This is a genomic window from Spirosoma oryzae, from assembly GCF_003002825.1.
Lineage (GTDB): Bacteria > Bacteroidota > Bacteroidia > Cytophagales > Spirosomataceae > Spirosoma > Spirosoma oryzae.
Genome location: NZ_PVTE01000027.1, coordinates 74,445 through 82,056, shown reverse-complemented (window position 1 = coordinate 82,056; position 7,612 = coordinate 74,445). Strand labels below are relative to the sequence as shown.

5 protein-coding genes are annotated in these 7,612 nt (G+C 56.5%); 1 reads left to right on the top strand and 4 read right to left on the bottom strand.

Translation table 11 applies throughout. The features are described 5' to 3' along the window. Nucleotides 1-287 precede the first annotated feature (287 nt). Together CLV58_RS23205 and CLV58_RS23200 are read right to left on the bottom strand one after the other, a co-directional pair. Nucleotides 288-695, bottom strand: coding sequence for a hypothetical protein (locus CLV58_RS23205; protein ID WP_106140225.1), 408 nt, complete (start codon nt 693-695; stop codon nt 288-290). A gap of 111 nt (nt 696-806) precedes the next feature. Beyond that, a complete protein-coding gene (locus CLV58_RS23200; protein WP_106140224.1) occupies nt 807-1,835 on the bottom strand; it encodes a bile acid:sodium symporter family protein in 1,029 nt (342 codons plus the stop codon). A 258-nt stretch (nt 1,836-2,093) separates the two neighbouring features. Between CLV58_RS23200 and CLV58_RS23195 the strand changes: the two genes are divergently transcribed. After that, nucleotides 2,094-2,474, top strand: coding sequence for a MerC domain-containing protein (locus CLV58_RS23195; protein ID WP_106140223.1), 381 nt, complete (start codon nt 2,094-2,096; stop codon nt 2,472-2,474). 204 nt (nt 2,475-2,678) lie between these two features. Here CLV58_RS23195 and CLV58_RS23190 read toward each other — a convergent pair whose 3' ends face one another. Together CLV58_RS23190 and CLV58_RS23185 are read right to left on the bottom strand one after the other, a co-directional pair. Next, nucleotides 2,679-6,146, bottom strand: a complete 3,468-nt coding sequence (locus CLV58_RS23190) for a methylmalonyl-CoA mutase family protein (protein ID WP_106140222.1) — start codon at nt 6,144-6,146, stop codon at nt 2,679-2,681. A gap of 121 nt (nt 6,147-6,267) precedes the next feature. Continuing rightward, nucleotides 6,268-7,494 carry an ABC transporter permease gene (locus tag CLV58_RS23185; protein WP_106140221.1) on the bottom strand — a complete coding sequence of 409 codons (1,227 nt, stop codon included), beginning with the start codon at nt 7,492-7,494 and terminating at the stop codon, nt 6,268-6,270. Nucleotides 7,495-7,612 lie beyond the last annotated feature (118 nt).

The window sequence follows — 7,612 nt, the reverse complement described above, 5'->3', positions numbered from 1 at the left end:
TGGTCTCAGGGTGTTGAGTCAGGCAGTGGAGCGTTTTTATTTCATCAAACTAGGTTATGGACTCAATCCGAATTAAAACCCCTACAAGATTAGCCTAAAGGGGGAGTAATTTCTTCGCGGAACGCTCCCCCTTCAGGGGGCTGGGGGGTAGATGAACCGAAGGGAATTTGGCTTCTGATAGTATCAAATCAAGAACTTAACAGCCCTGCCTTTCAGGGGATTTAGGGGTTAGTTCGACCTAAACCAAAGTAATTTCGGTCAAATACATAAGCGTTGAACGCTACTGACTACCGGCGTCCGTAGAAGCCACCGGGGCGGCCGGGACGCTGGTTTTGCTGGGCAGCAAACAGCCGTTCACGCTGCGAGCGATTCAGCACTGATAGCATCTCGTCGCGCTTGTGGGCGCGGGCCTGTCGGAGTCCCTGTGGGGTGAAGCGTGACGTCGCGAACAGGTGGTCGTAATTGTCTTCGATTCGGTGCAACTGCTTTTCCTGCCGGCGCGATAGACCGACAATAGCGTCGAGCCGTTCGATTTTCAGTTCATCGCGAAACTCATCGTTGGGGTCATTTGGGTAGCCCTGATTGCCATAAGCAGGGGGGCGGTTGTCGAACGGGCGCTGGTACACGCGCTGAGCCATGCTGCTACCGGCGGTCAATACGAAAAGCGAAAAGGCGGCAATGAGTGTCTTTTTCATGTCAGTTGGTCATTGGTGGTTAACTGACGGTTAGAGACCATTGACCGGGCATCGTTTAACCGGCTCACCGACGAACCAGGCTGAACCGGCTTTTTGACCGCTCGAGTGGCGTCAGCGGGTGGTCGAATCGTCGGAAACAGGCTGCGGAATAGGCTTCCAGTTGGCCATTGCCTTCGCCAGAATACTGGCCACGATCAGTTGAAGGGCATGGTAGATCATAATCGGCAGCAGCACGACCCCGGCCGCGCTACCCGGAAACAGTACCTTCGCCATCACGCTACCCTGCACCAGCGATTTCTTTGACCCGCAGAACAAGGCCGTAATCCGGTCTTCCCGGCTGAAATGCAGCCACCGACTGATGACGGTAATAAAGCCAAAGACGATGAAAAAAAGCGCCAGCATACCCACGGCCAGCAGGACCAGATCGGCCACCGACAGGTTGCGGAACAGATTCATGGCAAACGATTCGCAAAAGGCGGTGTACACGATGAGCAGAATCGTGATCTGATCGAAGTAGCGAAGGGCACCTTTGTATTTTTCGGCAAACCAGCCCAACTGCTTGTTCAGCAGCAACCCCAGCACTACCGGTACGACAACCTGAATGGTCAGCTTCAGAATAATCGATTCCAGATCGAACTGACCGCTACCGGCACTAAGCAGCGCACTCATCCAGATGGGTGTAATGAACACGCCAATCAGGCTGGAGATACTGGCGTTGAAAATAGCCGCCGGGATGTTGCCGTTGGCGATCGAAACCATCACAACCGATGAGGAAACCGTAGAAGGCAGGGCCGCGACGTAGAATACGCCCAACCAGAGTAAGCTGGTTTCCGGCGTAATCAGCAAGGCCCGGGCACCCAGCACAAGCAGTGGGAACAGGATAAAGGTTGTCAGGTGGATGAGCAGGTGCAGCCGGTAATTACGCAGTCCGACCTTGAGCTGATCGAAATTAAGCCGCAGGCCATAGAGAAAGAAAATCAGTGAAACGCCGTAGTTGGTAAACGCCGATAACGACAGCGGTCCGGTTTGCATACCGGGTTCGGGCCAAAGCCGGGCCAGGCCGATCATCGCCAGCAGGGCCAGCAGAAACCAATCGAGTCCGACGCGGCCAAGTAATGTTGCAAGGGAGGTTTTTGCCATACACTACTAACGCGAATCGCGGTGTACGGTTCAGGGTAGACGGTTTTCGGTTTTCTGTATACGGTTTACGGGTTGTCCCCGGCAGCTTCCAACAGTTGGAACTGTAGGCTACGTTCATCGACCCGTTAGCCGCTAACGCGGCTCCAGCAACTGGAAGCGTCTGGGGACAACACCGCTACGGTTCGCAAGGAACATATTTGCAACATTGTTGCAAATATGCGATTTCATAACTACCTTTGTGCCATCAATGTGTGCGTTATGAATCAATCACTATCCCGCCACCGGGCTGATTACGTTGGTATTACCGGCTCCGTTCTATGCATCATTCACTGCCTGATTACGCCGGTACTGGTGATGACGTCGGCGCTGCTCAATTACGAGTCGCTGCGGATCGGGTTCCTGAGTCTGGATTACCTTTTTATCGTCATCAACGTCATCGCCGTATGGTCGGCTTCCCAGCGGGCAACCAGCCCGATACGGTGGGCGCTGTGGGGTTTTCTGGCCCTGTTTGCGCTTGGTTTGTTGCTGGAGGACTACAGCGAGTGGTTTGAATACATGGCTTACGCGGCATCGGCGGGGCTGGTCGGTACGCACCTGCTGAACATCCGTCAGTGCCGCGCCACACACGCGCATCATTAGTCAACGCTATTGCCCACAGTGCAACAGGGAGTCCAGTCTTCAAGTCATGCGTCGATGGTTGGGTACTTTTGACCGCATCGGTACTGGCTCTCTGTTTTTTTGTAGCCCAGACGTCCACGTCTGGAGGACGCATTAGCGGCCTAAATAGCTGCCGCTGTCACTAGTTGGCCTGACGGCCTCCAGACGTGGACGTCTGGGCTACAATCACATATTCCGCCGGTACTGCCCGCCGACGGCGTAGAGGGCGTGGGTAAGCTGACCCAGGGAACACACCTTGGCGGCTTCCATCAGGCTTTCGAAGACGTTGCCGTTGGTGAGGGCTGTTTGCTGTAGCTGCGCGATGGCCGTTGCCGCGACCTCCTGATTACGGGTCTGAAACGCCCGGCAACTGTCGACCTGATACCGTTTCTCGTCGTCGGTTGAGCGGATGACTTCGGCGGGCGTCAGGGTGGGGGAGCCGGCCGGGTCGAGGAAGGTGTTGACACCGACGATGGGTAGTTGGCCGTTGTGCTTCAGCGTCTCGTAGTACATTGATTCTTCCTGAATCTTGCTGCGCTGGTACATTCGTTCCATCGCGCCCAGCACACCACCCCGCTCATTGATCGACAGAAACTCCTGGTAAACCGCTTCTTCGACCAGATCGGTCAGTTCTTCCACGACGAATGAGCCCTGCAACGGATTTTCGTTTTTGGTCAGGCCAAATTCACGGTTGATGATGAGCTGAATGGCCATGGCCCGGCGGACCGACTCCTCCGTGGGGGTGGTGATGGCTTCGTCGTAGGCATTGGTATGCAGCGAGTTACAGTTGTCGTACACGGCTAACAGCGCCTGTAGTGTCGTACGAATGTCGTTGAAACCAATTTCCTGCGCGTGCAGGCTTCGCCCCGAGGTTTGAATATGGTATTTGAGTTTCTGCGAGCGCTCGTTGGCCCCGTACCGATTCCGCATCGCTTTCGCCCAGATCCGACGTGCTACCCGTCCCATCACCGTATACTCCGGGTCCATACCATTCGAGAAAAAGAACGACAGGTTGGGCGCAAAATCGTCGACATGCATACCCCGGCTGAGGTAATATTCCACGAACGTAAACCCGTTTGACAGGGTGAAGGCCAGCTGGGAAATCGGGTTGGCTCCGGCTTCGGCGATGTGATAGCCCGAAATCGACACCGAATAAAAATTCTGTATCCGGTGATCGGTGAAATACTGCTGAATATCGCCCATCATCCGTAGGGCAAATTCCGTCGAGAAAATGCAGGTGTTCTGCGCCTGATCTTCCTTCAGAATATCGGCCTGTACCGTTCCGCGCACCCGTTGTAGCGTATCGGCTTTGATCTGCTCGTAAACCTCACGCGGTGCGACCCGGTCGCCCGTCGTGCCAAGCAGGGCTAGACCAAGTCCGTCGTTGCCGTCGGGTAGCGGGCCTGAATACCCCATGAACCCCACCCCTGGCCCCTCCCCGTTAGGGAGGGGAACCTCCGGTTCCACTTTTGTTCCCCTCCCTAATGGGGAGGGGTTAGGGGTGGGGTTTGTGGCATTCTCCCGTACCCACTTTTCGCACTGCTGATCGATGGCGGTGTTGAGAAAGAAGGCCAGTAGGATGGGGGCCGGTCCGTTGATGGTCATGGATACCGACGTGGCCGGGTCGCATAGGTCGAAGCCGGAATACAGCTTTTTGGCGTCGTCGAGCGTACAAACGCTGACGCCGGAATTGCCGATCTTACCAAAAATATCGGGGCGCAGGGCGGGGTCTTCGCCGTAGAGTGTCACCGAATCGAAGGCTGTCGACAGGCGTTTGGCGGGTTGCCCGTTCGAGACGTAGTGGAACCGGCGGTTGGTGCGTTCGGGGCCACCTTCACCCGCAAACATCCGCGTCGGATCTTCGCCGTCCCGCTTGAGCGGAAACACCCCTGCCGTGTACGGAAATTCACCCGGCACGTTCTCGGTCAGCAGCCAGCGCAGCACGTCGCCCAGATCATGGTATTTCGGCAGGCTTACTTTCGGAACGCGCAGATGCGACAGCGTCTCGGTGTACAGCGGTTGCCGAATGGTTTTGTTACGAATGGTAAATTCGTAAAAGTCAGCGGTATAGCGCGCTTGTATGGCGGGCCACTGCGTCAGTAAGGCCCGACAGTCGGGATGCAGCCGGGCGTCGAGTTGCGCGCGAAGCTGTTCGAGGGTTTCCCTCACGGCAGCGGCCGACCGTCCCGTCCTCTCCTGTTCTGGGCGGTCCGCCGTCGCGGGAGGGGTTGGGGCGGTCGGCCGCTGCCGTGAGGGTAAAAGCATAGCCAGCGTTCCGTCGAGCTGATACAACTGCCGGGCTAGCGTTGTCTGCTCATCTACAAACCGCTCGTACCGCCGGCTTTCTTCGACAATCTCGGCCAGGTAGCGTACCCGGTCGGGGGGGATAATAGGGTTTACTGTATTCGGTTTACGGTTTTCGGTGGCTGTCCGGGCAGTAGGTTCCTCACCGTAAACTGAAAAACCGCCCGGCGGCCCGGCGAGAACCGTCATGAGCCGGGCGAACAGCGTGTTCATACCGGCGTCGTTGAACTGAGCCGCCATCGTCCCGATGATGGGTAGTTCGTCGTCGGGAGTGTCCCAGTCGTTGTGGTTGCGCCGGTACTGTTTCCGAACGTCGCGCAGGGCATCGGCTGAGCCGCGTTTGTCGAACTTGTTGATGGCAATGACGTCGGCGAAGTCGAGCATGTCGATTTTTTCGAGCTGTGTAGCCGCGCCGTACTCGGCCGTCATCACGTACAGTGTCTTGTCGGCATGTTCGGTAATCTCCGTGTCCGACTGCCCGATTCCCGACGTTTCTACGATAATCAGATCGAAATCGGCGGCCTGGCAGATGTCGATGGCATCCTGCACGGAACGGCTCAGGGCCAGGTTCGATTGCCGCGTCGCCAGCGATCGCATGTACACCCTCGGGGAACTGATGGCATTCATGCGGATACGATCGCCGAGGAGGGCCCCGCCCGTTTTCCGCTTCGACGGGTCGACGGAAATGATCGCCAGCGTTTTGTCGGGAAAGGCTCGTAAGTAGCGCAGCACCAACTCATCAATCAGCGACGATTTACCCGCGCCACCCGTACCGGTGATACCCAGTACAGGACAAGTTTCGGTTGTCAGTTTGCGGGTGCCGGTTGTCGGACCGTCGTTTTCAGCGATGGTGATCTGCCGGGCGATGCTGTCGTTGCCAGCGGATGGCAGTTCAAAATCACACCGATCCAGCAGGTCATCGATCATACCTTGCAGGCCCATTGCCCGGCCATCGTCGGGCGAGTAGATGCGGGTAATGCCGTAGGCGTGCAACTCCTCGATTTCGCGGGGGAGAATCGTCCCGCCCCCGCCCCCAAAGATCTTGATGTGACCCGCTCCGCGTTCGCTGAGCAGATCATACATGTATTTGAAAAACTCCAGATGCCCGCCCTGATAGCTGGTTATGGCGATGCCCTGCACGTCTTCCTGAATCGCACAGTCGACAATATCGGCCACCGACCGGTTGTGTCCCAGGTGAATCACTTCCGCGCCTGATGCCTGCATGAGCCGACGCATCAGGTTGATGGCCGCATCATGTCCGTCGAACAGCGAAGCCGCCGTAACAATACGAATCTTATGCTGGCGAATGGATGCCGTATCTGCTTTCTCCTGTCGACGCTGAGTAATCATAGTTCTATCGTATCTGGCTATTGTACCAAAGATACGAAGAAAGCTGAGCGGTACACGGTCGACGTCTCAAGCTACCACCAGCACATTGCCAGGTCACAGCTCCAGTGTGATAGGTATACTATTACTTCTTGAATGCCAGCGCCTGTATCGGCTGGATACGGTTGATAATGATCGTCGGAATCCAGAGTACCAGCGCAATCAGCAGGACGGTGGCGGCATTGAGGATCAGGACCGTTGGCCAGTCGATGGCGATGGGTACGTACTTGATAAAGTAGTTCTTGGGATCGAGGGGAATCAGCCGGAACTTGTCCTGAATCAGACTCAGCCCGATGCCTATAATGTTGCCGAGCGCCAGGCCCCAGAGTACCATGTTCAGGCCGACGTTGAGGAACACTCGTCGGATAAGCGGATTGGTGCCACCCAGCGTTTTCAGTAGCCCGATCATGGGGGTTCGTTCCATCATCAGCACCAGCAGCACCGACACCATGTTGAACGACGCGACGAAGGCGATCAGGCCCAGCAGAATAACCATGTTGCGGTCGAGCAGCAGCATCCAGTCGAAGAGGGGGCGGTACTGCTCTTTGACCGATACCAGTCGCATATCCGGTGACAGTCGGTCGAAGACGGCCTCGCGGGTTTGGTCGAGTTTATTGAAATCGCGGACGAAAATTTCGTAGCTCCCTACCGTGTCGGGGCCCCATTTATTCAGGCGCTGAATCAGCCGGATATCGCCCAGCGCCACCGTCTTGTCGACTTCTTCCAGGCCCGTTTCGTAGATACCGACGACGGTCATTTTACGGGCGCGGGGCGGATTACCCAGAAAGTAAAGCGGTAACGATTGCCCTACTTTCGCCTTCAACTGATTGGCCATGTACTGACTAATCAGCAACTGCGTCGACCCGTTGCCTGTGTCGGCCCCGACTTCGGGAACCGTTCCGGCAACCAGCGACTCGCGCAGCAGGTTCCAGTTGTAGTCACGCCCGACACCCTTTAGCACGACGCCCGCCAGCTCGTCGGGCGTTTTCAGGATGCCTGGCTTCGTCGCTACCGCCTGCATATGGACCACCCCCGGAATGCTGGTTCCGGCCTTGAACAAGGGCGTGTTCAGTGGTAAGGACGTGTCGTCGAGAGACCGGTTGTTCGTGAATTTACTGACCTGTAAGTGCGCGCCAAACAGAAATATTTTCTGCTGGATAGACCGTTGGTAGCCGTACAGGACCGCGAAGGCAACGATCATAACGGCCAGCCCCAGTGCGATACTGCCAATGCCGATTCGGGTAACGGTAGCGGAAAAACTGCCCTGCGGAGCGTGACGCACCCGGCGGGCCAGAAATAAAGAAAGATTCAACGTACGAGTGCCTGACTAAGAACGAATATTGTCGACCGCCCCGGCCGACAAGCTACTAACTACAAAGAAACGTGGATCAGCCTTACCGCTGGTGTAAATCGAGCGAAATTCCGTCTGT